23 protein-coding genes and 1 riboswitch are annotated in these 22,691 nt (G+C 63.7%); of the genes, 5 read left to right on the top strand and 18 right to left on the bottom strand.

Annotated elements, in window-relative coordinates:
• Positions 1-4: 4 nt before the first annotated feature.
• From ASD07_RS29585 to ASD07_RS29520, 14 genes are read right to left on the bottom strand one after another with little or no spacing between them, the layout of a single operon-like run.
• Entirely contained in the window at positions 5-337 is a 333-nt protein-coding gene (locus tag ASD07_RS29585) for a ferredoxin (RefSeq protein WP_055939406.1), read from the bottom strand.
• Positions 334-1,335, bottom strand: coding sequence for a precorrin-3B C(17)-methyltransferase (cobJ, locus tag ASD07_RS29580; protein ID WP_082507638.1), 1,002 nt, complete (start codon positions 1,333-1,335; stop codon positions 334-336). The genes ASD07_RS29585 and cobJ overlap by 4 nt, the downstream gene beginning before the upstream one ends.
• On the bottom strand, positions 1,332-1,730 hold the full coding sequence (locus ASD07_RS29575; RefSeq protein ID WP_055939403.1) for a cobalamin biosynthesis protein: 399 nt from the start codon (positions 1,728-1,730) through the stop codon (positions 1,332-1,334). Before ASD07_RS29575 ends, cobJ begins: the two co-directional genes overlap by 4 nt.
• A 2-nt stretch (positions 1,731-1,732) precedes the next feature.
• Positions 1,733-2,497, bottom strand: coding sequence for a cobalamin biosynthesis central domain-containing protein (locus ASD07_RS29570; protein WP_200953877.1), 765 nt, complete (start codon positions 2,495-2,497; stop codon positions 1,733-1,735).
• Positions 2,494-3,285, bottom strand: a complete 792-nt coding sequence (cobI, locus tag ASD07_RS29565) for a precorrin-2 C(20)-methyltransferase (RefSeq protein WP_055939400.1) — start codon at positions 3,283-3,285, stop codon at positions 2,494-2,496. The genes ASD07_RS29570 and cobI overlap by 4 nt, the downstream gene beginning before the upstream one ends.
• Entirely contained in the window at positions 3,282-4,598 is a 1,317-nt protein-coding gene (locus tag ASD07_RS29560) for a bifunctional cobalt-precorrin-7 (C(5))-methyltransferase/cobalt-precorrin-6B (C(15))-methyltransferase (protein WP_055939397.1), read from the bottom strand. Before ASD07_RS29560 ends, cobI begins: the two co-directional genes overlap by 4 nt.
• 4 nt (positions 4,599-4,602) lie before the next feature.
• Positions 4,603-5,814: a cobalt-precorrin-5B (C(1))-methyltransferase gene (locus tag ASD07_RS29555; RefSeq protein WP_055939394.1), complete on the bottom strand. Its 1,212-nt coding sequence runs from the start codon at positions 5,812-5,814 to the stop codon at positions 4,603-4,605.
• A complete protein-coding gene (locus ASD07_RS29550) occupies positions 5,811-6,491 on the bottom strand; it encodes a precorrin-8X methylmutase (RefSeq protein ID WP_055939391.1) in 681 nt (226 codons plus the stop codon). The genes ASD07_RS29555 and ASD07_RS29550 overlap by 4 nt, the downstream gene beginning before the upstream one ends.
• Positions 6,488-7,390, bottom strand: a complete 903-nt coding sequence (locus tag ASD07_RS29545) for a sirohydrochlorin chelatase (protein WP_229207327.1) — start codon at positions 7,388-7,390, stop codon at positions 6,488-6,490. The genes ASD07_RS29550 and ASD07_RS29545 overlap by 4 nt, the downstream gene beginning before the upstream one ends.
• A complete protein-coding gene (gene cobM, locus ASD07_RS29540) occupies positions 7,387-8,178 on the bottom strand; it encodes a precorrin-4 C(11)-methyltransferase (RefSeq protein WP_055939388.1) in 792 nt (263 codons plus the stop codon). The genes ASD07_RS29545 and cobM overlap by 4 nt, the downstream gene beginning before the upstream one ends.
• A complete protein-coding gene (locus tag ASD07_RS29535) occupies positions 8,175-9,038 on the bottom strand; it encodes an energy-coupling factor ABC transporter ATP-binding protein (RefSeq protein WP_055939386.1) in 864 nt (287 codons plus the stop codon). The genes cobM and ASD07_RS29535 overlap by 4 nt, the downstream gene beginning before the upstream one ends.
• Positions 9,035-9,769, bottom strand: a complete 735-nt coding sequence (cbiQ, locus tag ASD07_RS29530; protein ID WP_055939382.1) for a cobalt ECF transporter T component CbiQ — start codon at positions 9,767-9,769, stop codon at positions 9,035-9,037. The genes ASD07_RS29535 and cbiQ overlap by 4 nt, the downstream gene beginning before the upstream one ends.
• Entirely contained in the window at positions 9,759-10,112 is a 354-nt protein-coding gene (locus ASD07_RS29525; protein WP_055939380.1) for an energy-coupling factor ABC transporter substrate-binding protein, read from the bottom strand. The genes cbiQ and ASD07_RS29525 overlap by 11 nt, the downstream gene beginning before the upstream one ends.
• Entirely contained in the window at positions 10,109-10,789 is a 681-nt protein-coding gene (locus tag ASD07_RS29520) for an energy-coupling factor ABC transporter permease (protein ID WP_055939377.1), read from the bottom strand. The genes ASD07_RS29525 and ASD07_RS29520 overlap by 4 nt, the downstream gene beginning before the upstream one ends.
• 124 nt (positions 10,790-10,913) lie before the next feature.
• Positions 10,914-11,121: riboswitch (cobalamin riboswitch) on the bottom strand.
• A gap of 170 nt (positions 11,122-11,291) precedes the next feature.
• Between ASD07_RS29520 and ASD07_RS29515 the strand changes: the two genes are divergently transcribed.
• From ASD07_RS29515 to ASD07_RS29505, 3 genes are all read left to right on the top strand, one after another.
• Positions 11,292-12,944 (top strand): DUF1800 family protein, encoded by a 1,653-nt coding sequence (locus ASD07_RS29515; protein ID WP_082507637.1) that lies wholly within the window; start codon positions 11,292-11,294, stop codon positions 12,942-12,944.
• Between the two features lie 10 nt (positions 12,945-12,954).
• A complete protein-coding gene (locus ASD07_RS29510) occupies positions 12,955-14,337 on the top strand; it encodes a DUF1501 domain-containing protein (RefSeq protein WP_055939374.1) in 1,383 nt (460 codons plus the stop codon).
• 68 nt (positions 14,338-14,405) lie between these two features.
• The gene (locus tag ASD07_RS29505; RefSeq protein WP_055939371.1) at positions 14,406-14,864 is read left to right on the top strand and encodes a MarR family winged helix-turn-helix transcriptional regulator; all 459 of its coding nucleotides are present in this window, start codon (positions 14,406-14,408) and stop codon (positions 14,862-14,864) included.
• A gap of 6 nt (positions 14,865-14,870) precedes the next feature.
• On the opposite strand, the gene ASD07_RS29500 is transcribed toward ASD07_RS29505, so the two are convergent.
• Positions 14,871-15,236, bottom strand: a complete 366-nt coding sequence (locus tag ASD07_RS29500) for an agmatine deiminase family protein (protein WP_055939368.1) — start codon at positions 15,234-15,236, stop codon at positions 14,871-14,873.
• Between the two features lie 128 nt (positions 15,237-15,364).
• Between ASD07_RS29500 and ASD07_RS29495 the strand changes: the two genes are divergently transcribed.
• Together ASD07_RS29495 and ASD07_RS29490 are read left to right on the top strand one after the other, a co-directional pair.
• Positions 15,365-15,820 carry an Ohr family peroxiredoxin gene (locus ASD07_RS29495; RefSeq protein WP_055939364.1) on the top strand — a complete coding sequence of 152 codons (456 nt, stop codon included), beginning with the start codon at positions 15,365-15,367 and terminating at the stop codon, positions 15,818-15,820.
• An 82-nt stretch (positions 15,821-15,902) separates the two neighbouring features.
• On the top strand, positions 15,903-17,600 hold the full coding sequence (locus ASD07_RS29490; protein ID WP_082507647.1) for a von Willebrand factor type A domain-containing protein: 1,698 nt from the start codon (positions 15,903-15,905) through the stop codon (positions 17,598-17,600).
• Positions 17,601-17,606: 6 nt separating this feature from the next.
• On the opposite strand, the gene ASD07_RS29485 is transcribed toward ASD07_RS29490, so the two are convergent.
• Genes ASD07_RS29485 through ASD07_RS29475 form a run of 3 tightly spaced genes read right to left on the bottom strand, consistent with a single transcriptional unit; the run spans position 17,607 to position 22,630 of the window.
• Positions 17,607-19,016: a glycoside hydrolase family 19 protein gene (locus ASD07_RS29485; RefSeq protein ID WP_055939359.1), complete on the bottom strand. Its 1,410-nt coding sequence runs from the start codon at positions 19,014-19,016 to the stop codon at positions 17,607-17,609.
• Positions 19,017-19,031: 15 nt separating this feature from the next.
• Entirely contained in the window at positions 19,032-21,599 is a 2,568-nt protein-coding gene (locus tag ASD07_RS29480; RefSeq protein WP_082507635.1) for a chitinase C-terminal domain-containing protein, read from the bottom strand.
• A 14-nt stretch (positions 21,600-21,613) separates the two neighbouring features.
• Complete coding sequence (locus ASD07_RS29475; RefSeq protein WP_055939356.1) at positions 21,614-22,630, bottom strand: cupin-like domain-containing protein; 1,017 nt, start codon at positions 22,628-22,630, stop codon at positions 21,614-21,616.
• Positions 22,631-22,691: the final 61 nt, after the last annotated feature.

Genomic DNA, 22,691 nt, shown 5'->3' with positions numbered 1-22,691 from the left:
ACTCTCACTGTTGATGGAACACGATTTCCTCGACGGCCTGTCCATTGCACAGGTGTTGGTCGATGATGCGGTCCATGTTCTCGGGAGTGACATTGTAGTACCAGGTGCCATCCGGCTGGACGCAGGCGATCGGGCCGCCCTTGCAGGCGGCGAAGCAGCTTACCCGGCTGCGCTTCACACGCAGCTCGCCTTCGTTCAGGCCCGCGGCCTTGAATTTATCTCCAAGACTATCGAACAAGGCCTGCGCTTGGCCGTCGGCGGTGCAGCGCGGGCCGGTACAGATCAGCAGATGGCGGTGGTAGCTGCTGATTTTTGGTTTGACTGGAGCGTCGCTCATGCCTCGCCCCCGTCCACTTCAGTGACTGTTTCGGCTTGCCACGGCTCGTCCAGCGTGGCCTGGATGTAGTCGGCCGGTAGGCGGTACTGCGCTGCCAGTGTTTCGATGCTGGCGCCGGCTTCGTGTTCGGCGCGCAGCGTATCCAGCCATCCCAGCAAGCCAGTCGACAGCGAGCGGCCTGCGCGTTCACCTTCGCGCGTCGTCCCGCCCTCTTGCATATCGTATTTGTTGGCGTAGCCGCGCGGGGTGACCATCAGGCCATTACGGATGAAGGTATTACTGTTGCCGATCAGGACGGTGCTAAGCATGCCGATGTCGGCGTCGCCCATGCAATCCAGGGTGGTGAAGACAATGTTTTCGCGGCGGCGGTAGGCGCTCTTGACGATGGCCACGGGGGTGTCGGGGCGGCGGTGGCGCAGGAACAGGCGTTGCGCTTCAACGATCTGGCGCGTGCGGCGGCCGCTTTTCGGGTTGTACAGCGCCACCACAAAGTCCGCCATTGCTACCGCATCCAGGCGGCGGGCGATGGTTGGCCAGGGCGTCAGCAGGTCGGACAGCGAGATCGCGCAGAAGTCGTGCGTCAGCGGTGCGCCGACCAGGGCGGCGCAGCTATTCAGTGCGGATGCGCCGGGGATGATCTCCACCTGCACCGGGTCCTCCGGCGTCCAGCCGGACTGGAACAGCACCTCGTAGGTCGGGCCGGCCATGCCGTAGACGCCGGCGTCGCCGGAAGAGATCAGCGCGACCTTCTTGCCGGCGCGTGCCGCCTCCAGGGCGCTGACTGCGCGGTCCAGTTCCTCCGTCATCGATTTGCGGATGATTTCCTTGCCTTCAATGAGGTCGGCCACCAGCTTGATGTAGGTGACATAGCCGATGACTACGTCGGCTTCGGCGATGGCATCACGGGCGCGCTGCGTCATGTGCTCTACGCTGCCGGGGCCGATCCCCACCAGCATGATCTTGCCCGCGGTAGCGGCTTGTTCGAGTTGTGCGTTCATGGGTTCTTCCTTGCGATGGAGACGGTGACATTGCGGTTGTCCACGCCTCGCAGTTTGAATTTTTCAACGACCAGTGCGGTCATTGGTGTGCCTGGGCCGGCTGCCAGCAGCGCGGCCGCCTCGCTGACCGATGGCGTTCCGGTGTAGCGGCGCACCGTTTCGGATGGATTGGGTACCGGCACCGCGGCCAGTTCTTCCGGGGCGTAGAAATGCAGCGGCCAGCCGGCTTCCTGCGCGAAGGCGAGCAGCGCCTCCTCATCGCGCTTCAGGGTGATGCTCGCGGCGGCGGCCACTTGGCCAGGCTGGGCGCCGGCTGCGCGCAGTGCTGCGTGTACAGCATCACGAACCGTTTGCAGCATGGCGCCACGGTCGCAACCCAGGCCGATAGTAAACATGCTCACGCTGTGCTTTCCTGCGGCGGGCGGTAGACCACCAGGCGCTCGTGCAGCGCATTCCAGCGTTCTTCCGGTACCTCGGCATGGGTTACCCACAGCAGCGCGGTGTAACGTTCCAGCAGCACATCGTCGAAGCGGGTGAAGAAGTGGATGTTTTCCGGCAGCGGCGTTGGGCGGGTCCACCAGTTTGGGCTGCCCGCTTCCTGCACGAAGGCGATCGGTTCGCCGTTCACGACGTGCGCCGAGACGCGCGTGATGTTGATCTTTGGCGCCTCGACGCGCCAGCCAAGGTGGCGCCCGAGGATATCCACAGGGATCGTGCGGCCGACGTCCGATGCGGTGGTCAGCACCGGTGCTGCACCCAGCAGGTCGGCTACGCGCTCGCTCCATTCGTTGGCGCCGCCGACGTGGCCGGACAGCACCGGGATGACGTACTGGCCGGCGTCGTCGACCACGATCACGCCCGGGTCTTCATCCTTGCTGCGCAGGTGCGGCGCGATCAGGCGCACTACGGCGCCCAGCGACACGAAGAATATGACCTGGTCGTAGCCTGCAAACAGTGGGCCGATTTCGTCGCGCAGTGCGCCGTCGTAAGCGCGGACCTTGTTCGGCAAGCCGGTAAACTGCGCCGCGAACTTGGCGGACGTGCAGATATCGGCGCCGGGCAGGTCGCCGGCCAGGCGTGCTGCCTGCGCTGCGCCGTGCTTGGTGATGGCGACCAGGCATAAGCGCGGGGTCGATGTGTCCACAATTGATAAGCTGCTCATGCAGTCTCCAGGGAGGTTGGTTGGGGGCTGGTCTTTTTAAGGCAGCCTTTGATTCGTTCGCCGCGAATGCGATGCGGGTGTTTGAGGATCAGCAGCGAGAGGTAGCTGACTTTGGTGCCGCGCAGTGCAAGGATTTCGTCGGCGCTGAAGCGGCGCTCGTCAGGTGCGCCAACGCGTTCGATGAAGTGCGCTCCGGACAGCAAGTCCTTGTGTTCCAGCCAGTCGATCAGTTCATCGAGCAATGGCTTGACCTTCATCAGCACCAGGGTGTCGAAGTCGGGCAGCAGCCGGTCGACAGCGCTCACGCCGTACGCTGCCGGGACGATAGCTACCGTGTCGTCCTGCTCCGCGAATGGCACAGCCACGTCGGCGCAGGCGGCAGTGAAGGAGTTGACGCCAGCGATGACCTGCACCGGCACCTGCTCGTCCAAAGCGCGCACCGTGCGGGCCAAGTGGCCGAAAGTGGCGTAGGTGCTGGCGTCGCCTTCGACCAGGAACAGTACGTCGCGGCCGGCGCGCAGCCAGGGCAGCACAATTTCGGCCGCCCTCAGCCAGGCGCGCGCGAGCTTCTCGCCGTCATGGGTCATGGGGAAAAGCAGCAGCTGATGCTCGGCCGGCGGCTCCAGTCCGGCGCGCAGCACGATATCCAGCGCATAGCTGGGCGTCTTGCCGCTGCGGGCGGGATAAACCCAGATCGCGTCGCGGCGCTGCAATGCGTCCCAGGCGGCGCGTGTGATCAGGCCCGGATCGCCGGGGCCAAGCGAAATTCCCCATAAGGTGCCGCTCATGCCGGTCCTCCCACGCGGCGCGCGCAGACGATCCACACTGGATTTTCGGCCGCCATGCGGTGCATGTGCAGGATCGGCTTGCTGCGTGCAGCCTGTAGCTGCAGGACGTCCCAGGATACGCCCTCACCCTCGAGCGCCTGCAGCGCGGCGGTGGCGGTGGCCAGGTTCTCCAGCGTGACGAAGTTCATCACCAGCGTGCCGTTCGGCCGCAGGCGGCTCAAGATCCCCGTGATCAGGCCTGCCAGCTCGCCGCCCGAACCGCCGATGAAGACCGCATCCGGATCGGGCCAGGCATCCAGGCCTTCGGGTGCTTTGGCATGGTAAAGGCTGTAGTTGGCAACGCCGAAGGCAGCGTGGTTGCGGCCGGCGATGGCGCAGTCTTCTTCGTTCTTCTCGATGGCGAAAACGTGGCCTTGTGGGCACAGGCGTGCTGCTTCCAGTCCCACCGAGCCGGAACCGGCACCGATATCCCACACCACGCTGTCGGCCCGCAGCTGCAGCCGCGCCAGGCTGACAGCGCGCACCTCCTGTTTGGTGATCAACCCTTTTTCCGGCTGCCGTTGTTCGAACTCGGCATCCGCCAGGCCAAAGCGCACAGGCTGCGGTATCGGTGTCACGCGCCACAGCAATACCACATTCAGGGCCGCGAAGCGCATGCCCGCCGCCTCCTGCGGACTGAGTTCGGCCAGCACGCGCTCTTCCGGCTGCAGCAGGTTTTCCGCTACCGCCATATGGAAGTCGTCGCCCAGGCCTTCAGCCAGAAGCAGGCGGGCGACGCGATCCGGACTGTTGTCCGGGCTGGTCAGTACCAGCAGGCGCGAATGCTGGCGCAGCGCCTGGGCCAGCGCGTACAGGCCATGTCCGGGCGGACTGCCGCGCGACCATTCGCCGGCATCGCGCGCGTGGACCGACACGATGCGCGCATCCTGCCAAGCCAGCCCGACGCGCGCGCAAGCCAGCTGCAGTGTCGAGAGATTGGGCAGGATCTCAAGCGCCTGTACGCACAGGTGCTGCGCCAGGTAAGGCGCTATGCCGTGGCACAGCGGATCGCCGGTTGCCAGCACCACGCAGCACAGGTTGTCGGCGCGTGCGGACCGCACCCAATCGGGTACCTCCCTCAGCCGCGCAGTCAGGTCGCGACTGATGGCGCCTGGCTTGAGTTCATTCTTCAGCAGCGCGAGCGTGCGGGTACCGCCAATTACCACGTCGGCATTGCGCAGCCAGGCCAGCGCTGTCGCATTCAGGCTGCCCGCGCCGTCATCCAGTACGCCGATCACGCGGCAGGGATTGGGATCAGTTAGACAAGTATTCATTGAATCACTCAGGAATTGGTTCGGGGTCGACATCGAGGATGTGGTCGATACCGATTCGCCTTGCATCGGCCGGTTGCCCCTGCGGCTGTGCGGCTGCCGACCAGACATCGGCTACCTGGTTGCCGCTGAAGTCGCACACCAGCACGCGCAGCTGGAATGCGCGGCCATAGCGCTCGGGCGCGGTCAGGGTATCGATAGCGGCTTGGGCCAACGCGTGGTGGAAAGCATCGCCCAGGCCGCGTTCGACCATCAGTTCGGCGCCAAAGCGCGCAGTTTCGGCCGCGGCGATGGCAGCGCAGTCTTCGGGGGCGGCGCCAATGCGGCGCGCGATCTCGGCCACCAGGTCGGTATCGACTTCGCTGCGGTTGGCGTGGGTGATTGTTTCGCCCTGCGCGATCTTGGTCAGCTTGCCGACCATGACCGCCAGTACAACGAGACCGATGCGCTGCGAAGCCGCTTCGTCCAGCGCATAGCGCAGGAAGTCGCCCATTTGCACGAAGCAGGCCGATGGCAGTTCGGGACGTTCGGCGCGCAGGGTAGCGATGGCGAAGGTCTCGGTGCGGCCGCCGGTGGTCAGGGCCACCACTTCGTGGCCGGTGGTCGCCGCCACCTGCACGCCCTGCACCACGCTGGCACGCCAGGCCGCCGTCGAATACGGTTTGACGATACCGGTGGTGCCGAGGATGCTGATGCCGCCCAGGATGCCCAGGCGCGCATTGGTGGTCTTCTTGGCCATCACTTGCCCGTCCGGCACGCTGATGGTGACTTCGATACCGTGCTCCTGGAGCAGGCCGGGTGCGGCTTCGCGCAGGTTGTCGGCGATGTTACGGCGCGGAACCGGATTGATGGCCGGCCCGCCGACTTCCAGCCCGAGTCCGGGCATGGTCACCGTGCCGACGCCGTCGCCGGCCACATACAGTACGTCGCCAGCCCGGCCGGGCAACAGGCGCAAGTCGACCGTCAGGTGGGCGCCGTCGGTGCAATCGGGATCGTCGCCGGCGAACTTGACCACCATGGCGTGCGCTGACTGCGCATCGCAGCCGCCGTCATGCACGGCGAAACGCACCCGGCTGCCATTCGGCAGCAGGCTTTCAATCTCGCCGGGCACCTGGCCCGTTGCCAGGCCAAGCACCGCAGCGCGCGCTGCCGCAGCAGCACAGGCGCCGGTCGTGAAACCGGTGCGTGTGCCGCGTTCGGCCGCTGCCTTTTCTTTCATGCCAGTCCTGCTTTCTGCTTTGCCTCGGCCAGTGCCAGCAGTGCATGCAGGGCCGCGACCACCAGCGTCGAGCCGCCTTTGCGGCCGCGAATGACGATCCACGGCACTTCGGCCACTTCCGCCATCAGGTCTTTTGATTCAGCGGCGGAGACGAATCCTACCGGCATGCCGACCACCAGGGCCGGGCGCAATCCTTCTTCGCGGATAAGTCGTACCAGCTCGATCAGCGCCGTTGGTGCATTGCCGATGCCGACGATGGCCCCCTCAAGCAGGCCAAGCCGGTGCGCCTTGCGCATTGCCTGCACGGCACGGGTGGTGTCTTCCGCCTTGGCTGCCTCAATGACGTCGGTGTCGCTGATGAACTGGTGCGTCTTCATGCCGAAATGCGCCAGGCGCGGTTGCGACAGCCCGGAACAGATCATCTCAACGTCGGCCACGATGGGCGTGCCGCCGGCCAGCATGGCGGCGATGCCGGCGCGCACTGCTGACGGATGGAAATCGGTCAGGCCGTTGAAGTCGAAATCCGCATTTGCATGGATCATGCGCCGCACGATCGGCCACTGCGATTCGGTGTACGTGTGCCCGCCGACTTCAGCGTCGATAATGGCGAAACTGTCATGCTCGATTACCTGGCCGGCGCGCGTCAGCTGCTCGGTAACCGTGTTGATGGTACTCATGCCGGCTGCGCCTCGGTGTGTTCGTGCGTGTGCGCATGGGAGTGACCGTGGCCGTGATCATGCGCAATCTCACGGTAGCTGCAACCGTCGCAAGGCAGGCGGCTATCCGGCACACCTGCTCGCAGGTCTTCCACGCGCTGGTCCATCAGTGCGAAGATCTCGGCTTCGAAGCCGAAATGCTCAGTGCAGGCGAAACGCACTTGCGGATATTGCGCGCGCAGGTGTTCGACCTGGCGATGGATGCGCTGTATCAGCGTGCCGGTGTACAGGTAATACGGCAACACCACAAGCTGGCGCATGCCCAGCGTTACCTGGCGCTGTACTACCTTCTCCAGGCGTGGCCAGGTGATACCGGTGAAGGCCAGGTCCACCAATTCGTGGTCGCCCTCTTCCAGCAGCCAGCGCGCCATCTTGGCCATTTCACCGTTGGCGCCACGGTCGGAAGAGCCCCGTCCCAGTATTACCACTCCGGTGGTGGTCGGATCGGGCATGTCGAGCGATCCCATGGCCTTGCGCAGGCGGCGCTTGAGGATGGCCAGCACCGGATCACAGGCGGTCAAATGGGGCGCCAGCAGGAATTCCGTGTGCGGGCAGGTGATGCGTGCGCCTTCGATGGCTTCCGGGATTTCCATCTTGACGTGGCCGGCGGCATTCAGGATCAGCGGCACCACCAGCACGCGGCGCGAATTGGCAGCCACCGCCTGCAGGCTGGCATTCAGCTCGGGAGGCGCGAACTCGATGAAACATAACTCAATGCGCCAGCCTGGCCGGCGCGCGCGCCACATGTCGACGAAGTCGCGGATTTCCTGGTTGCCGGACTCTTCGCGGGAGCCATGGCCGACGATGAGGATGGTATCGCTCGCTGCTGCAATCGCTGGCATCATGATGGGTTGGTTCATGCGCTGGCCTTTCTGAAACGGTGGGTAAAGGTTGGGTCATACAATTTGGACCGCACCAGGCTCTCCCAGTGCAGTGCGCCCAGCGTCGGGCTGGCAACGATCATGGCCTGGCTGGCGACACCGGCTTCGCGGCAGCGCTGCTTGATGTCGGCCAGGGTGCCGCGCAGGATCTTTTCCTCGCCAGGCCAGCTGGCTTTGTGCACAACCAGCATGGGGGCGTCTTCCGGCCAGCCGGCGGCACGCAGCGCTGCTTCGACCTTGTACATCAGGGTGATCGACAGGAAGATGCACAGCGTGGTGCGGTGCGCCGCCAGGCTGGCCAGGTCCTCACCTTCCGGCATTGGCGTGCGGCCTTCAACGCGGGTGAAGATCACGCTTTGCGTCACCTCGGGCAGGGTCATTGATTCGCCTGCTGCGGCCATCGAGGCCATGGCGGACGAAACGCCCGGCACGACGGCCCATTCAATGCCTTCCGCGCTGAGCGGACGCGCCATTTCGATCAGGGCGCCGTACAGGCCGGGGTCGCCGGTCTGCAGCCGCACTACGGTGGCGTGAGCGCGTGTTTGATCGATGAGCCATGCCGTCATTTCTTCCAGCGTCATGTCCTTCGAATCGCGGATCACGCAGCCGGGTGGCGCGTACAGCGTCGCGGCGCGGTCGACCAGTGAGCCGGCGAATAGAACGGCGCCGGCTTGCGCCAGTAGCTTCTGTCCTTTTACTGTGATCAGTTCGGGATCGCCGGGACCGGCGCCGACAAACCAGACCTTGCCTGTTTGGCCGGATGTCATGTCTGTAGTTCTCCTGTTGGTTCGTGGACTGGCTGCGAGTGCAATGCGGCCAGCACGGCATCAATGCTGCGCGCGGCGGGAGCGGCCGGAAGAAGGCCGCGCTTCGCCAGTTCGGTGTGCAATACCAGCGCCTGTGGCAAGCGCTGGCCGGCCGCGCGCAACGCCTCGCACTGGGAAGCCAGCTCCTGGGCGGGAGTGGACGCAATGCAGCGGCCCGCAGCCATCATGTGGATTTCGTCGGCCCAGCGATAGGCGAAGTCGACGTCGTGGGTGGACAGAATGATCGTGACGCCGCGCGCGGCCAGGCGGTCGAGCAGTGCTTCAAGTTCTGCCTGCATAGGGGTATCCAGGCCTGCCATCGGCTCGTCGAGCAGCAGGACCTCGGGTTCCATGGCCAGCACGCCAGCGATGCAGACACGCTTCTTCTGGCCAAAGCTCAGGTGGTGCACGGGACGGCGGCCAAAGCCGCCCAGCCCTACTGCATCGAGTGCTGCGGAAACGCGGCTGCGCACCGAGGCGTCATCGAGGCCCAGGTTCAGCGGCCCGAACGCCACGTCTTCTTCAACCAGCGCCGAGATGAGCTGGCGCTCCGGGTTCTGGAATACCAGGCCGACGCGGCTTCGCAGCGTGGTCAATCCGGCGCGGCTGTAGTCGTACTCGCTGCCGTGCCAGCGCAAACGGCCGGCGCTTGGGCGCAGCAATCCGTTCAGGTGCAGCAGCAGCGTGGTCTTGCCGGCGCCGTTCGCGCCAAGCAGCGCGTGGCGCCGTCCCTGCGCCAGCGACAGTGTGCAGCCGCGCAGCCCGCAACTTCCATCGGCAAATGCGTGCTCCACCGCTTCCAGTTGGATCAATGTCTTCATAGGCGATCCCGCAAGGAAATCGCCAGTAGCGCTGCGCTGGCCAGAAGCGAGAGTGCAAGCTGGCGCCGTGCTTTGAGGAACGACGCAGGCAGGAAGCGTAAGCTGCCCTGGCAGACGCGCGCATCGGCTGCCATCTGCATTGCCGAAGCGCGTTGCCACACCTGCACCGCCATTTGCCCGGCCAGCAGGCCCATTGAGCGCCATTGCTGGCGCAAACCGCGATGCCCGAGACGCGCGGCTTGCGCAGTACTGGCTTCGTCCCATGCCTGGCGCAGGACGAACAGCATGCGGTAGCACACTGCCATCAGGTCCAGCAGCAGCTCCGGTACGCGCAGGCGGCGCAGCAATGACAGCAGGTGTGGCAGCGGCGTCGTCAACACCAGGCCGAGCACCGCTGCCATCGTGGCGAATGAACGCAGCGCGATGTGCGCGACAGTTGGCAGCAGTTCCGGCGCCCATCGCCAGCCACCGCCGCCGGCCGGCGTGACCAGCATCGTCAGGCAGGACAGCAACACGAATCCGAGCGGCGCTGCCGCTACGGCAAAATAGCTGCGCATTGGTACGCGCGCCCCGGCCAGCGTAGCGAGCATCGACAGCAGCGCGACCACGCCCAGCGTGCCCGGGCTGCGAGCAAGCCACGCGGCTGCGATTCCCGCCAGCGCAAATACGCCCTTGGCAGCCGGGGAAACACCCCGCCAGCGGCAGGCATAGGCAGTGGCGTCAATCCGCATGGGTACCCTGTCCCGGTTCTGGCGCCGGCCGCACGCGCTTTTGCTCCCGCTCGCGTGCCATCGACATCCCGAGCCAGAAGCCGATCACGCCGGCGCCGGCCGCAGCCTGTAGCGCGAAGAGCAGCGACGCGATCTCGCCGCTAGGCGGCTCGAACAGCGGCACGAACCACGGCTTGTAGTTCGGTGCTATGGTGACGATTGCCTGCTGCGCGCGCGCATCAGCGCCACCGAATGCTGCTGGTGGCTCAGTGCCCGGCTCCGCAGGCGGCACGACAGCAAACCACAGCGGCAGAACGGTCAGCAGGACGATGGCGACCCAGGTCAAAGCAGTGCGTGCCTTCATGCAGCTTTCCCTTTCACCAGCGCCATCACCGGCAGCATGCGTAATTCATGCGCATTGAAGCGTGCCATCGCATTCACCACCAGCACGCTCAGCAAGCCCTCGCTGATGGCGATTGGCAGCTGCGTCAGCGCGAAAATACCGGCAAATTTAGCGAAGGATGCGCCAATGCCGCCGATCGGGTCAGGGAAGGCCCAGGCCAATTGCGCAGAGGTGGTCAGATAGGTCGCCAGGTCGCCGATGAAGGCCGCCATGAAAACCGCCACGCTGCGCGACAGGCCCAGTGCTGCCACTAAGCGAAACACGCCATAGGAAACGAAGGGACCGACGATTGCCATGGAAAACACATTGGCGCCAAGCGTGGTCACGCCGCCGTGCGCCAGCAGCAAGGCCTGGAACAGCAGCACGACGAAGCCGACCGGCACCATCGCCGCGGGACCAAACAGCAGCGCGCCCAGCCCGACCCCGGTAGGATGCGAACAGCTTCCGGTCACCGAGGGCAGCTTCAATGCCGACAGCAGGAAGGCAAAGGCCGCCGCAACGCCCAGCAGCATGCGCTGCCCGGGATGCGCATGCAAGCCGCGCGCCATGCTGCGCAGGCCCCAGGCCAGGAAAGGAATGGATACGGCTGCCCAGCCCAGCGCGTGCGCAGGCGGCAGGAAACCTTCCATGATGTGCATTCGAGTCCTCCCGTCGAATGGTCAATGGGAGCACCATCAGGGGAGAGTAAGAGGACGGTCGACAGGGGCCGGGCGGACAAGGCGCAGGAAGCCGGTCGACAGCGGCTTCCCTTCACCCCGGAGAATAGTGCTGGTTGTATCGGGCCGGTATTCTGGCTCGCCTTCATCCTTCCCCGGGCCTTCCCGCGCAATGCGCAGTGGCGTATTTCCGAAGTCGTCAGGCTTACAGCAGCGGGGGCTGCACCGGAATGGCCGCACTTGGCAGCGTCACCGGTTTCCCGTTTAACGCGCAACCCGAGCAGGAAGCGCGCACCCAATTGCCGAATAGTACATTAAAGAACTCAGGCGTGGCAAACGCTGCGGGATCAAACTTTCATTAAAAAAGTCACGCATGACTATCGTGCGCAGGGTTGAATTAAACAGACAATCGCCGCGCACAATAGGTTTAGCCCAGCAATTTCTGGCTATACTGCACCCTCAAGGAAATTTCCGAGGGGCAACAATGGACGACACAATCGAATATAAAGAGGGCTTGCCAAAGCTCCCCGCGACGCTGGCTGCGGCAACCCTGCTGACTGCCTGCGGTGGCGGCGGCAGCGCAAGCGACGGCAGTGGCGGCGGCGGCACCACTTCCCCTGTGCCACCTACCGCAGTCGAATCGATTGGCAATCCCCAGGCTGCACGCTTCCTCGCGCAGGCGTCAATGGGTGCAACCCGTGAACAAATGACGCGGCTGCAGGCCGTCGGCTACAGCAAGTGGCTGGACGAGCAAATGGCGATGCCGGCTTCGCAATCGCGCTGGGACTGGCTGATGGCGAAAGGCTTCAACGCCATCGACAACAAGAACAACCAGGCCGGCATCGATGCCGCGCTCTGGGTCAAGCTGCTCACCTCGCCCGATACCCTGCGCCAGCGCGTCACGCTGGCCCTGTCCGAAATTGTCGTCGCTTCGCTGGACGGCTTTACCGGTTCCTGGCGCGCTTTCACCGGCGCCGCCTACATGGATATCCTGGAAGCCAACGCTTTCGGCAACTACCGCACCCTGCTGCAGCAGGTCACCCTGTCGAGCTCGATGGGCGAGTACCTGACCTATCGCGGCAATGCCAAGGCCAATCCGAAAACCGGCTCCATGCCGGATGAGAATTACGCGCGCGAGATCCTGCAGCTGTTCACCATCGGCCTGCTGAAACTCAACCCGGACGGCACGGCGACCGAGCAGGAAACCTATACCCAAGCCGACATTTCCGGCCTGGCCCGTGTGTTCACCGGATGGGACTTGGACCTGGCCGGCGGCACCAGCGATACGCCGGACTTCCGCAAGCGCCCGATGGTCCAGACCGGAACCAAGTACGAACCCGGCGAGAAGACCTTCCTCGGCACCACGATCGCCAGCGGCGTCGACGCCGCAACGGCCCTGAACAAGGCGCTCGACACGATTTTCGCGCACCCGAACGTGGCGCCCTTCGTCTCGAAGCAACTGATCCAGCGCCTGGTCACCAGCAACCCTGCGCCGGCCTATGTGGCGCGCGTGGCAGCCGTCTTCGAAAACAATGGCGCCGGCATCAAAGGCGACCTGAAAGCGGTGGTCAAGGCGATCCTGCTGGACCAGGAAGCACGCTCCGCATCCAACCTGGGCTCCGCCAGCTTTGGCAAGGTGCGCGAACCTGTGCTGCGCTTCACCGCCTGGGCGCGCGCCTACAACGTCACCTCGCCAAGCGATGCCTGGGCTATCGGCAACACCAGCGAGCCCTCGTCCCGCCTGGGCCAAAGCCCGCTACGCTCGCCGAGCGTGTTCAACTTCTTCCGTCCCGGCTACGTGCCGCCGGCGCTGGGCGTGGTCGCACCGGAATTCCAGATCGTGAACGAAACGAGTGTGGTCGGCTACGCCAACTACATGCAAACCGCCATCAGCAAAGGCATTGGCGACGTCAAGGCCGACTATGCGACCCTGCTGCCGCTGGCCGACAACGTACCGGCCCTGGTCGACGAGATCAACCTGTTGCTGGCCGCCGGCCAGTTGAGTACCGATACCGTCACCCTGATCCGCAACGCTGTCGCCAGCATGGCGACCGGCACCGACGCCGCGCGCGCCAACCGCGTGTACGCGGCGCTCACGCTGGTAATGGCATCCCCTGAATTCATCGTGCAGAAATAAAGGCCACACCATGACTAATCAAGCTTCGCGCCGCGCCTTCCTCAAGCGCGCATCGGCACTCGGCGTGGCAGGCGTGGCGGCGCCTTGGGCAATCAACCTGATGTCGATCGCCGAGGCGGCGGCAGCCACTGCCGGCGACTACAAGGCGCTGGTTTGCGTCTTCCTGTACGGCGGCAATGACTACGCAAATACTGTAGTCCCCTACGACAGCACCAGCTACGCCCTGTACCAGCAACTGCGCCCGACCATCGCCTATGCGCGCGACGCACTGACGGCGACCGCATTGGCGCCATCGGTACCGGTGCTGGATTCGACCGGCGCCGCCCGCGAGTTTGCTCTCGCTCCTGCGCTGGCGCCGCTGGTCCCGATCTTCAACGCGGGCGCCCTGGGCGTCATGCTGAACGTCGGCCCGCTGATCCAGCCGACCACGAAAGCGCAATACCAGGCCAGGTCCGTGCCGCTGCCACCCAAGCTGTTCTCGCACAACGACCAGCAATCGATCTGGCAATCGTCCGCTCCGGAAGGATCGCGTTCGGGTTGGGGCGGTCGCCTGGGCGACCTGTTCGAGGCGGGCAATGGCAATGCCACCTTCACCTGCGTCAACGTGTCCGGCAACGCGGTCTATATGGCGGGCAAGACCGCGGTGCAGTACCAGGTATCGGCCAACGGCTCAATGCAGTTCAACGGCTTGAAGTCGCCGCTGTTCGGCTCCTCTACCGCCACCGAAGCCCTGCGCACCTTGATTACCCAGCCGCGCACCCACGCGCTGGAAAACGAATACAACCGCGTTGCACGCCGTTCGGTGGACGCCAACGCTGCGCTCACTTCGGCGCTGGTGACTGCGCCCGCGCTGCAGACGGTATTCCCGGCATCGAACTCACTGGGCGACCAGTTGAAAATGGTCGCGCGCATGATCTCCGCCAATGGCAGCCTGGGAGCCAAGCGCCAGGTGTTCTTCGTTTCGATGGGCGGTTTCGACACCCACGACAACCTGGCCACCGTCCATCCAGGCCTGATGGCCAAGCTGGGCGACGCCATGGCCGCCTTCTACCAGGCGACTGTGGAGCTGGGCGTAGCAGACAAGGTGACCACCTTCACCGCCTCCGACTTCGGCCGCACCCTGGTGGCCAATAACGACGGTTCCGACCACGGCTGGGGCAGCATGCACTTCATGATGGGCGGCGCGGTCAAGGGCAAGCGCTTCTACGGCACCGCACCGGTGGTCGCCAACAATGGCGCCGACGACGTTGGCCAGGGCCGCCTGCTGCCAGGCACTTCGGTCGACCAGTACGCGGCCACCATGGGCAAATGGCTGGGTGCCAGCGACGGCGACCTGCTGTCGCTGCTGCCGAACCTGTCCAACTACACCACCCGCGATCTCGGCTTCCTGTAATGCCGCTGGTCCGATTTAATCGGATCACATGGTAAAGTAGTGGCGTTGAACCAACGCCACTACCTACCATGAGCAACGCAAAGCCCGCGCCGGACCCGAAAGACCTGAAGCTTGCGGATTTCCTGTGCTTCGCCATCTATTCGGCCAACCTCACCTTCGGCAAGGCCTACAAGCCCATCCTGGATGAGCTGGGCCTGACCTATACCCAGTACATCACCGTCATCGCGCTGTACGAGGAAGGCGGCCAGATGGTGAGCGAACTGGGTGAAAAGCTGTTCCTTGAATCGAACACGCTGACGCCCATCCTGAAAAAACTGGAAGCCATGGGTTACGTCACGCGCCAGCGCAGCGCCGCCGATGAACGCCAGGTACTTGTCAGCCTGACCGATGAGGGGCGCGCACTGCGCGAGCGCGCCTTCGGCGCAAACCTGCGCAATGCTTGCGGTTTGACGGGCAACGAATTCGCTGAAACGCGCGCCGCCGTGCTCAAGCTGCGCAACAACCTGGCCAAGTCCCTGGCCAAATAGCCCGCCTTACAGTCGCGGCATCTGCTTTGTCAGGCAGTGGATGCCGCCGCCCCCGGCTGCGATCGGATCAATATCCAGCTGCACAACGTCGCGCCCCGGATAGAGCTTGGTGAGCAGCTCGCGGCAGTAGCCGTCGGCTTCCGCATCGCCGAATTGCGGTGCGATCACCGCGCCATTAATCGGCAGGTAGTTGATGTAGCCCGCAGCAAAATCCGGATTGCCTTCCGTAAAGCGGTTGCTGCGCGGGTTGGCCGGCGGCGGCAGAACATGGATTTCCAGTTTGCGGCCATCGGCGTCGGTGGCGTTCTTCAGGATGTCCAGGTGCTTGCGTGTGACCGCATAGTCTGTCCCGCCGCCATCGATTCCGCTCAAGTGAAATAAATATCGTGTCCGATGTAATCGAATCCGCTTGACATCGAAATACGTGCAGCTATACTCCTGTTAATCGAATGCGACTGCATCGTATGCGATTTAAAAAACCGACCATTATGGAGCAACACATGAGCAAGATCACCAAAGTCCTCGCCACTGGCAAAACCACCACCACCCCAGTCGATTCCGCAATCTTTTCCGGCAATCCTGAAGGTCTCCTGGATATCCACCTGACTACGCCGGGTAATCCTGCCGGACGCGTGATCGATATTCAGGCGACCCAGCCGCATCCGCTCGCCGAACAGCTGTTTGCCGGCGCATGGTCGGCTTGCTACTCGGGTGCAGTCGGCCTGGCCGCCAAGGAAAAGAAAGTCGTCCTGCCGGCTGATACCCATGTCGAAGTCGAGGTGGACCTTGGCCAGGGTACAGGTGGCTACTACCTGCAGGCGCGCCTGACCGTGTTCGCACCGGGCGCCGACCACGCAGCCGTCACCGAGGTAGCGCATTTCGCCGATGTGATCTGCCCATACTCGAAAGCTGTGCGCGGCAATATCGACGTTGTGATCAATGTGGTCACTGCATAAGGGATACAAGATGTAACCTTCGTTGCAACGGACGTGCCTCTGGATCATCTTAGCAAGACAATAATTCCAGAGGATGTCCGCCATGAAAAAGAACATAGGATTTGCCCCGGTCGCGGCGGTCGGCATACTCACGCTTGCCGCTTGCAGCACCCTCGCGCCTGTCCAGATCCAGAATTCAGAGCCGGTTGCAGCACCGGCCGCCCCGGTCCGCGCGGTCGCACCCGTCGCGCCGGCGCAAGCCGCCGAGCGGCGTGCCACGGTAATGCCAGCCCCGGTGTTGGCTTACTCGGCCGGCAAGCCAGCGCCGATGCCGCACTTCGCGCCCCTGCCTGAATCCGCAGACAAATTCCCCGACAAGGACGGCAACAAGTCCGCCCTGGTGAGCGAGCAGCCTGTTTCAACCTTCAGCGTGGACGTGGACACCGCCTCCTACGCCTTCGTGCGCCGTCTGTTGTCCGATGGCCGCATGCCGCCGCAGCAAGCCGTGCGCGTGGAGGAAATGGTCAACTATTTCCCTTACAACTACGCCACCCCGGCCAACGCCAGCCAGCCCTTCGCCGTGACGACCGAGGTGATGCCGAGCCCTTGGCAGCAAGGCAACCAGCTTGTCCACATCGCGCTCAAAGGCTATGACATCAAGACCGCGGCCCGCCCGCGCGCCAACGTCGTGCTGCTGGTGGACATTTCCGGCTCGATGGGTCCGCGCGACCGCCTGCCGCTGCTGCAACAAGGTTTCCGCCTGTTTGCCGAGCAGTTGCGCGATGATGATATGGTCTCCATCGTCACCTACGCCAACGGCACCGCCGTCGCACTCGAGCCTACCAGCGGCAAGGACAAGCAGAAGATCATCGACGTGATCAACAACCTGCACGCTGCGGGCGGCACCGCCGGTGGCGACGGCTTGCAGCGCGCCTATGCCCAGGCCGAGCGCAACTTCGACCCGAAAGCGGCGAACCGCGTGATCCTGGCTACCGACGGCGACTTCAATATCGGAATCACCGATCCCAAGCAGCTCGAGAACTTCATCGTCGACAAACGCAAGTCCGGCGTCTACCTGTCGGTATTTGGTGTCGGCATGGGCAACCTGAACGATGCCCTGATCCAGCGCCTGACCCAGTCCGGCAACGGCAACGCCGCCTACATCGACACCCTGCTGGAAGCCCGCAAGGCGCTGTCGCAGGAATTGGGTTCGACCATGTTCCCGATTGCGAACGACGTGAAGGTGCAGGTTGAATTCAACCCGGCGCAGGTCGCCGCCTACCGCCTGGTCGGCTACGAAACCCGGATGCTGAACCGCCAGGATTTCAAGGACGACAAAGTCGACGCGGGCGATATGGGGGCAGGCCACACTGTGACCGCCATCTACGAAATCACGCCGGCCGCCAACGCGGGCAAGCTGGTCGACCCGCTGCGTTATGAGCAGCCGGGCAAAAAGAAAGCCGACGCACCGGGCAAAAGCGATGAGTTGTGCTATGTGAAAGTACGCTACAAGCTGCCAGGCCAGTCGGCCAGCAAACAGGTCGATCACGCCGTGCGTGCCGACAGCGTTCGCCGCTCGCTCGACGCAGCGCCGGACGACCAGCGCTTTGCCGTTGCGGTTGCAGCTTTCGGGCAGCGCCTGCGCGGTGAGCAGCAGGTGGCAGACTTCAGCTATGGCGATATTGCCAAGCTGGCGGAAGGCGCACGCGGCGCCGATCGTGACGGTTATCGCGCTGAATTCGTGAAAATGGTACGAATGGCGGAGTCCCTTGGCACGGTCGGCGCAACTGCGCAGCGATGATGCAGCTTACTTGAGCGTGACGTTCCAGTTGCGCTCAACGCACTTCACGTAATTGCCGGCGATGAGCGCGTTGTACGGCGTCTGGTAGTTCACAAGCTGGCACTGGTAATCGCCGCCGCTGTTCCAGTTCTTCTCCCAATAGATGTTGTAGGCAGCAGAACTGGAAGGGCCGAAGCGCTGCATCGTGGCGCACGACAACTGTTCGCCCGTCACATTCCAGCCCAGATCCGCCGCGAACTGCTTGTAATAATCGATGCGGTTCTGCGCCGCCGGCTTTTCGCTGCCGGTGCCGCATTCAGCATTGATGATCATGATCGTAGTGGCGAAGTTGTTCCCCGCCCCAGCGGCAGTGTCGCTGGCGTTGGGAACCCAGCTGCCGTCGATCACATGCAGCATCGATGGCTTGGGCGGTTGCGGGTAGACGAAGAAGAACGTCGCCGATGCCAGATTCAGCCAGGTCGATGCCACCTGGTCCGGATTCTTCAGCAGCACCGACTGGTCGCCGTTGAACATCACCTGCGAGAATGGCCCGTAGTTGTAGTTATACGAGAGCTGCTTGGCGCCGCGCCCGAAGTACTTCTTGTAGCTGCCGTCGGCGTTTTTGCCGCAAGTCCAGACCGTGTTGAATACCGGGTCTGCACATTCGGTGTTATAGCCGCAGCCCGGTCCGTCTTCGTTGCAACCCAACTCGCGCAAGTACTTCAAGCCCTGCCGCCATTGCGGCAACGGCAGGCTCGCGTTGTGTTCGCCGGTTTCCTGCGCAAAGTGGGCGAACATGGTGGCCAGCGAGTGGCGGCAGATGTTGTCCGCATTGCGGCCGTCGGTGTAGTCGCCGCAGACGGCAGGGAATTTCGCTACCGCCTGCAGGAAGCGCCGATACTCATAGCTCGCCTCGCGCAGGGAGAAGTAGTAATCCCATTTCGCTGACGACAGCAGGCGTTCGACCCGCTTCACGTTGGCCGGGTTGCTTGCCGCGCCGGGCGCCACGGCTTCCACCGCCGCGTTGTCGAGGGTCCTTATCGACGCCTTGATGCTGCGGAAGAAGTCATTGCTGGTCAGCGCCTGTTCGCGCGCTTCGGCCTGCGCCTTGGTTGGGACTCCGCCGGGTTGCGTCGGCGGATCGCCCGGGTCGGCGGGCGGATCGGCCGCATCACCGATGTACTTCCACGGTCCCCAGGTATCGGCTTGGCTTGGCGCATTTCCCTGCGTCCACCATTTCGCCTCGTATTGCTTGCTTTGGTAGATGGCGCACATGCCGGCGGTGTACACCTGGCTCGCGCTCCACGCCGGGCACGATGCCGTGGCGCCGGCCACGACGCCCTGCGCCAGCGTGCGCGGAGGCGCTGTGCTTTCCGTGCCGCCGCCACCGCAGGCGGACAGCAGCAGTGCAAGTAAGGCATAAGTGAGGGTTTTCATGTCAGTTCTCCTCGCTTATTGGAGCGCCACCGGCAGGTCCGGATACTCTTCGCTCAGCGCATAGCGCACGCCGTTCACCGTGATCGTATAGGCGGAAGGCCCGCTGATCGGCAAGGTGTAGTTCAGCGTCAGCGAAACCGAGGCACCCGGCGCCAGCGACTGCCATGCCGGGATCGTAAATTTGGCGCGGTTGAAGTTGGCCTTGAAGCCGCCGATATTATTCGGCCCGGTGTAGCCGGCCTTGATGACGGTCAGGCCGTAACCCGACTGGTCGCTCATATTGGCCGGCGCCGATACCGGATAGTCGAACTCCACCGCCGAGCCGCCCGGAATCGTGGTGGCGGTATTGTTCGTCACCGTCATCACAGGGTTGATCGGGTAGTTGCTGTCGCCGAGCTTCCAGCCGCCGAGGGAGATACTGACCTTGGCGCTGCTGCCTGGCATGGCTGTTTCGGCGCGTGTTGCGCCATATGGTGCGGCGCTGCGGAAGGCTGCGGCAATGTTATTGGTCAGCGTGTAGCCCATGAAGTACTCGCCTGCCCCGCCGTTACGCGCTGCATTCCATGCGTAGTCGCCGGCCAGCTCCCAGATCATGATGCCGCCAATGCCGTTGTTCACGACGTAGCTGGTCTTGGCTGCGATGGACTGCGCCGTTTCTGTCGAGATGAAGACCTGGCGCGTTGCGTTCCACAGCCACGGCGCCGCCAGCGTTGCGCTGTACTGCGGGCTGTAGGTGCCGGTGATGGTCTTCTCGGTGACGCCGTAAGCATCGAGGTAGGACGGCACGATGGCGTTTTGCAGGTTGAGCGCGTGCCACAGCGGGTTGCCGCCGCCCGGCACCGGTTTGCCGTTGGTATCCAGGTCATACCAGACGTTGTCGATGCCGGTGGCGCCTTTGCCGCAGCTCTTCACACCGGCACAGGCGACAGGGTCGTTGACCACCGGGCTGGTGCCCCACAGTCCATTGTTGCCGCCGCTGACTTCCTTCCAGCCGCGCGTGTAGTACGGCACGCCGATGTTGATGCGGCCTGCCTGCAGCGCGCCGCGGTAGTAGCGGTAGGCCCAGTCGACGTTCAGGTAGCCGATGCCGCCGTACTGGTAGGCGTTGCCGGCCCTGAGTTCTCCGTCGTTGCCGTCGTCGAACAGGGGCGCGTTGGGGCCGACATACTGGTTCCATCCGCCGTGCAGGTCGTAGCTCATCAAGCTGGCGTAATCGAGGTACTTCAGGCCAGAGAGATTCTCTTCGCCGCGTAGCACCCAGCCGGATGCGGAGCCGGCAATTGTCAGCATGTAGTACTTCTTGTCTGCCGCGGCAGCCGCGTCGAGTTTTTCGCGCACGGTTTTCAGCAGCACGTTGTAGCTCTTCATCAGGCCCGCCAGGCGGGGTTTTGAGAGCGGGAAGTCGAGCGGGTTGCCTGCTTCGTTATTGGTGGTTGGATGTTCGTAGTCGATGTCCATTCCGTCGAAGAATGTGTACTGGCGCAGGAAGGTGACCATCGAGTCGGCCAGGGTGTTAATGCCTGCCGTGTTGATGCTGCCGTCCGCGTTGGTCGTGGCGGTATAGAAGCCGCCGCTGCCTGCCCAGCCTCCGACCGACAGCATGATCTTCACGCCGGGGTATTTCTTCTTGTATTGCGCCAGCAGGTTGAAGTGGCCTTTGTAAGGCAGGGATGGATCCATCGCTGCGGCCGGGATGCCTGGCCAGGTGATGCCGGTTTCGGGACTGTTGGCGACTGTGCCGATCAGCACCTTGTTGTCAGTGCCGACGCTGGCGAAGGCGTAGTTGATGTGGGTGACGTTCTGCCATGGGATGTCGTTGACCAGGTAGGACGGTTGGCCGTTGGCTCCTGTGCGCCAGCTGGTGAAGTAGCCGACGATGCGGCGGTTCAGGCCATTTGCCAGCTTTTCGCGGCCGTTGGCGTCGTACACGCCACAATACGGAACATTTGGCACCGGCGAAGCCAGGCCGTCAGGACGGCAGGCCACTGGAGTCGGCGTTGGCGTAGGTGTCGGGGTAGGTGTTGGAGTTGGAGTCGGAGTTGGAGTTGGAGTCGGAGTCGGAGTCGGAGTTGGCGTTGGCGTTGGCGTTGGCGTCGGCGTCGGCGTCGGCGTCGGCGTAGAAGTCTGCAGCTCCCACGGGCCGTTCACTTCAGTGCCTGGTACATTGTTCTGCGTCCACCACTTTGCCTTGTACACGGAACCGTTATACGTAACGCACATGCCGCCGGTATAGACCGCGCTGGCGCTCCATGCCGGACAATCCGGTGTTGGCGTCGGGGTAGGTGTTGGCGTCGGAGTTGGCGTCGGCGTGGTCGCTTGTGCTTCCCATGGCCCATACTGTTCGGCGCCGGGGACGTTATTCTGCGTCCACCACTTGGCCTTGTACACCGTGCCGTTATAGGTCACGCACATGCCTGCGGTGTAAGTCGCGCTGGCGCTCCATGCCGGGCAGGATTCAGAAGCCGCCGCAGTCGCGAGTGTGCGCGTGGCCTGCGGCGCCTGGCCGCTGTCGGTGCCGCCACTGCAACCTGCGATGGCGCTGCCGACCAGCGCCAGCATCAGGTAATTCGGTCGAAAATTCATTGCTGTCTCCGTTATTAGAAATCGTGGTTATTCGGATAACTGCTGAAGAAATCGTTATCCCAGCGGAAGTGCGTCGCCGAGATGGTGAGTGAGATGTCGAGCCCTTGGACGAAATGCCACCAGCCCACCGGCAGGAACAGGATCTCGCCAGGCGCCAGTTCAACGTCCAGCACCGGCACTCCGGCCATTGAAGGGAAGCGCTGCAAGTCGATGTCGCGCCCGTCGACGGGAGTGAAGCAATGGCGCTGGTTTTGCAGCCGAGGCGTTTCGCACGGTGCGATCAGCCGCACGCGTTTGCGCCCCATCACCTGGATCATGAAGTTGTTGGTGAGGTCGTGGTGGAAGGGCGTGATGGTGCCCGCCGGTCCAAGCCAGAAGAAGCCTTTGCGTTCGCCATCCAGGTATTCCGGCAGCAGCGGCATGTCCTGCCACAGCTCGTCCAGTGCCTGCCGGTTGCGGCCGTCGTTATTGGCCGTCATGTAGAAATCGTTGGTGCTGGCGCTGCTGCGCACCCGCTCCACATACTCGCCGAACGGCATATGGCGCTTGTGCGCGATGCTGTTCATCTCGTAATCGGCGTCGGCATTGCGTCCGAACTGAACTTCCACTTCGCGTTCGCCGAATTTCGCGGCGAGCCAGTCCAGTGTCCATTTACCGCGCGCTGGCCAGTCGTCCAGCATGCCGGTGATGATCACCGGGCGGTTGCACAGGTAATGCTCGTGCAGAAAGGCCTCCGTCGACAAACGTTCGCGGCGCAGTACTTCTGGTGGCGCCATGCGGTTCAGGCGCGCCTGGATGCCAAGCAGCCAGTCGCGCTTGGCCAGCCGGTTATGCAGGCGTTGTACACCGTGCAGGTATGGGCTGTTCATCGCAGCCGTGATTTCGGCTTGCGCAAGTTGGGGAGGGATGCCGGACTGGCCGAGGATGCCGGCCAGGGTGGCAGGCGAATGGCCCAGCATGAGGTTTTCGGCAATCCAGCGCCGCCATTCGTCGCTGATGCCAATGGAATGCACCGTCGCACGACGTTTCATATTCGTCTCCAAATGGGAAAAGCCGGCGGCGTGGGGAACGCCGCCGGCAGGGACTGGACGA

This window comes from Duganella sp. Root336D2 (assembly GCF_001425005.1).
Taxonomy (GTDB): Bacteria; Pseudomonadota; Gammaproteobacteria; order Burkholderiales; family Burkholderiaceae_D; genus Rugamonas.
Note: the sequence above shows the minus strand (reverse complement) of the source record. Positions and strands in the feature narration are given on the sequence as shown.